This window comes from Actinoplanes sp. NPDC051633, from assembly GCF_040681735.1.
In the GTDB taxonomy this organism is placed as follows: domain Bacteria; phylum Actinomycetota; class Actinomycetes; order Mycobacteriales; family Micromonosporaceae; genus Actinoplanes.
This window is the reverse complement of the sequence record NZ_JBFAZH010000846.1, coordinates 1-3,445: the sequence shown is the minus strand read 5'-3', so window position 1 is coordinate 3,445 and position 3,445 is coordinate 1. Positions and strand designations below refer to the sequence as shown.

Genomic DNA, 3,445 nt, shown 5'->3' with positions numbered 1-3,445 from the left:
GGGGCATGGGCCCGCGGGACATCATGGCGCGGGCGCTGCTGCTCGCCGGGTACACGTACCCGGCGGTCGACCTGCAGACCGACGCCGCGCTGCCCCGGGTGGTCGCGCTCGGCAGTCCGCGGTACCTGCCTGCGGACGTGCAGCGGCGGCTGGCCGACCACGTCCTCGGCGGCGGGAGCCTGCTGCTCAGCGGTGTGCTGCCGGACAGCGACCTGGACGGGAGGCCGTGCACCATCCTGGCCGACGCGCTGGGCGTGCGGAGCGGGTCGCTGTTTCCCGCGTCGCACGACTACTTCACCTCGGTCGCCGGCCCCGGCCTTCCGGAGGTGCGGGTCGGCTATGCGCAGTCGCTGTCCTGTGCCGGGGAGCCGTTGCTGGTCGAAGTGGGCTCGGGCGAGCCGTGCGGCCACCGGCTGACCGCGGGCGCCGGGCGGGCCGTCGTGCTGGCCGCCGACTACCCGTGCCACCTCGGCTTCTGGCGCGACCAGGTGCAATGGCTGGGCGCGACGCCGGGTCTGCGACCCGTCCCGGACGTTCCGGGAGTCATCGCCGTGGTCACCGGCGATCCGCACGGACGCGGGCTGATCCACGTGCTCAACGTGTCTCCGAGCCCGGCCGCGTTCCTGCTCGGCGACCTCAGGCTCCGCCTGGACGCCCGCGCCGGGATCATCCTGCCCGCGAACCTCCCCGTCGGCGACGCGGTCCTGACCAGCACCACCTGTGAGCTCGTGGCCCTGGAGGAGTCGGCGGTGGTCCTGCGGCCGACGCAGCCGTCGAGCGTCGCGGTGTTCGACACCGATCGGCTGACGGCCGACCGCGGCCGGGTCGACGGCGGACGGGTGACCGTCACCGGGCCGGAGCCGGTGCGCATCTCGGTGGGCTGACCTTGAGCTCGGGCCTCCGCCTTGCCGATCTGACTGCACCGGCTCTGCCCTCAGCTATCGGCGAGATGTCGCCAGTGGTCGCCGTCGCGTTCCAGGCGGGCGCTCGCCAAGCCGAACGGCCGCGGCGTGATGCCGCGTCGTCCGTCCCAGACCTCCAGCGCGTAGGGCGTGAGCCGCACCACCACGAACCCGGGCTGGTCCGGTGTCCCCACGGTCTCCGGGCCGTCGGGCCAGAAGGCGCGCCACGTCGGCATGAACCAGCGCTCGCGGCCCCGCTCGTCGTCGAGGATCTCGGCGGTGCAATGCGCGACGACGCACGCTGCGTCCCGGTCCCGCTCGTAGACCAGCAGCGCGTTGCCGGTCTCGCGGATCTCGGCAACCTTGCGTGACCGCGGTGAGGTGCCGATGTGCACGGCCAGGGAACCCCGGCGCGGCCGGAAGGGCTGCACGACCCGCGCGTTGGTCCCGGCCGGCGTGGTGGTGACCAGCAGGCAGTACTTCTTCGCCCGCATCACCGCGACCGCCGCCGCCAGAACATCGGCCGGAGCCGCGCGTGCGCGCCGCACACCGACCGAGCGAATGATCCGCCCGGCCCAGCGCCCAAGCGCACTCACCCCGCGTCCCCCTCCCCCGACGTCTCACCCGGCGTCGCCGCGCGCGTTCGCCCTGCTCTCACCCTGCGCTTTCACCCTGCGCTTCGTCCCTCCCTCTCGCGCACCTTGGCGAAGAACTCGGCCATGTCGGCGGCCATGGCGTCCGGGGCGTCCATCGCGACGAAGTGGTGGCCGGACGGGTTGTGCTCCGGCCAGTGGATGATGTCGTTCGTCCGCTCCGCGAAGCGGCGGATGCCCGGTGGGCCGGTGAAGACGCCGGTCGGCGCCGCCGTCTGCCCCGCCGGCCACGCGAACCCGGCCGAGTCGTACATGGGCCACGACGACGACCCGAACGTCCGCGTGAACCAGTAGACGCTCAGGTTCGTCAGCAGCGCGTCGCGGTCGATCACCTCGTCGAGAGGCTCGGACGAGACCGAGAACTCGGTGAACTTCTGCACCATCCACGCGAGCGCGGCCACCGGCGAGTCGTGCCACCCGTAGGCGAAGGTCTGCGGAGCCGCCCGAAGCAAGGCGTGATGGTCCACACCGGACATCCAGTCCGCCTTTTGCATCTCCGCGAACGCCGCCCGCTCCTCCTCGGTCATCTCCGGGAGGTCCGCCTCGGTCGGGAAGCCCAGCCCGGCGATCACATATACCCCGGCCACGTTGTCCGGAGCTGCCTTGGCCACCTCGGGCGCCACGTATGCGCCCAGGTCCCCGCCCTGCGTGCCGTACCGGTCGTACCCGAGCCGGCGCATCAACTCGGCCCACATCCGCGCGACCCGCTCGGTCGTGAAGCCTGTCTCGCGCGGCGGCGCGGAGAACCCGAAGCCCGGCACCGACGGCACCACCACGTCGAAGCCGCGCTCGGTCAGCGGCCCGATCAAGTCGCGGAACTCGACGAACGAGTTCGGCCAGCCGTGCGTGAGGATCACCGGAACGGCGTCGGGCCGCTTCGACCGGACGTGCAGGAAATGCAGCTCCTGCCCGTCGATCTCCGTGGTGAACTGCGGGAACTCGTTGAGCCGCCGCTCCTGGGCGCGCCAGTCGAACTCGTCACGCCAATAACCGGCCAGCTCCCGCAGGCGATCCACCGGAACACCCCGACGGCTCTGCTCACCGGGCAGCTGCGGCGTCCAGCGGATGCGGGAGAGGCGGTCACGCAGGTCGTCGATCTCGGACTGGGGGATGTCGATACGGAATGGCTCCATGTCACCGACGCTAGGCGCCATTGCGGTCAGTTTTCGTCCGGATAGGTGCGGGGCGTGTAGACGAACGTGGACCCGTCGGCCCGCGCCACCGCTCGGGTGCGGCTGGACCCGACGATCAGCAGGCACCGCATGTCGACGGTGGCCGGGTCGAGCTCCGCGAGGGTCGTCACCCGCACCTCCTCGGCCGGGCCGCCGACGTCGCGGCCGACGACCACCGGCGTCTCCGGTGCGCGCTGCTCGAGCAGCAGCCTCCGCGCCTCGGCCAGCTGCGCGGTGCGGCTGCGCGACGCCGGGTTGTAGATCGCGATCACCAGGTCGGCGCTCGCGGCAGCGGTCAGCCGGGCGGCGATGACCTGCCACGGCTTGAGCCGGTCGGACAGCGACAGCACGCAGAAGTCGTGCCCGAGCGGCGCCCCGGCCCGGCCGGCCACCGCCTGCGCCGCGGTCAGCCCGGACACGATTCGGACCGGCACGTCCTTCCACTGCGGATCCTCGGCCGCCTCCAACACCGCGGCCGCCATCGCGAAGACTCCGGGATCACCGGACGACACGACCGCCACCCGCCGGCCGCGCCTCGCCAGATCCAGGGCGAACGCGGCCCGCTCGGCCTCCACCCGATTGTCGGACGAGTGCCGGCGCTGCCCCGCAACCACGGGCACCCGGTCCACATAGGGCCCATACCCGACAACGTCGTCCGCCGCCGCGAGCGCTTCCCGAGCCTCCGGTGTGAGCCACCGCGGATCACCGGGCCCCAGCC

The 3,445-nt window shown here is 72.7% G+C and carries 4 protein-coding genes; 1 reads left to right on the top strand and 3 read right to left on the bottom strand.

Features of this window, described 5'->3' with window-relative positions; translation table 11 throughout:
- Nucleotides 1–884: hypothetical protein (locus AB0M20_RS33185; RefSeq protein ID WP_364304285.1), on the top strand; the 884-nt coding region annotated here is incomplete at its 5' end.
- Nucleotides 885–934: 50 nt separating this feature from the next.
- Here the strand turns inward: AB0M20_RS33185 and AB0M20_RS33180 are convergent.
- From AB0M20_RS33180 to cobJ, 3 genes are all read right to left on the bottom strand, one after another.
- A complete protein-coding gene (locus AB0M20_RS33180; RefSeq protein WP_364304284.1) occupies nt 935–1,498 on the bottom strand; it encodes a pyridoxamine 5'-phosphate oxidase family protein in 564 nt (187 codons plus the stop codon).
- Between the two features lie 71 nt (nt 1,499–1,569).
- A complete protein-coding gene (locus AB0M20_RS33175) occupies nt 1,570–2,688 on the bottom strand; it encodes an epoxide hydrolase (RefSeq protein ID WP_364304283.1) in 1,119 nt (372 codons plus the stop codon).
- A 26-nt stretch (nt 2,689–2,714) separates the two neighbouring features.
- Nucleotides 2,715–3,445: precorrin-3B C(17)-methyltransferase (gene cobJ, locus AB0M20_RS33170; protein ID WP_364304282.1), on the bottom strand; the 731-nt coding region annotated here is incomplete at its 5' end.

What these genes read in the sequence shown, in the direction of transcription:
- AB0M20_RS33175 (WP_364304283.1), bottom strand. Translation starts at nt 2,688, where the DNA reads ATGGAGCCATTCCGTATCGACATCCCCCAGTCCGAGATCGACGACCTG.